The organism is Vogesella mureinivorans (genome assembly GCF_007644035.1).
GTDB lineage: Bacteria > Pseudomonadota > Gammaproteobacteria > Burkholderiales > Chromobacteriaceae > Vogesella > Vogesella mureinivorans.
In genome coordinates, this window is sequence record NZ_VMTV02000743.1 from 1 (window position 1) to 298 (window position 298).

Below are 298 nucleotides of genomic sequence, written 5' to 3' on the forward strand. Positions count from 1 at the left end.
TTGATTTGCTCAATCATCCCTCAGTGACTGCCTTTCTGACTGCCCTTAATATAATTCAATTTATCATAGGTCTGGCTTCATAAATGCCCAAAAGAACCGACATCCAATCCATCCTCGTCATCGGCGCCGGCCCGATCGTTATCGGTCAGGCGTGCGAGTTCGACTATTCGGGGACGCAGGCGATCAAGGCGTTGAAGGAGGAGGGCTATCGCATCGTCCTCGTCAACTCCAACCCGGCGACGATCATGACCGATCCCGAGCTGGCCGACGCGACCTATGTCGAGCCGATCACGCCCGA

General features: G+C 54.7%; 1 protein-coding gene. It reads left to right on the plus strand.

Features of this window, described 5'->3' with window-relative positions:
* Positions 1-83: 83 nt before the first annotated feature.
* Positions 84-298 (plus strand): carbamoyl phosphate synthase preATP-grasp domain-containing protein (locus tag FLQ44_RS18020; protein ID WP_147695480.1); only part of this gene is annotated, 215 nt, incomplete at its 3' end.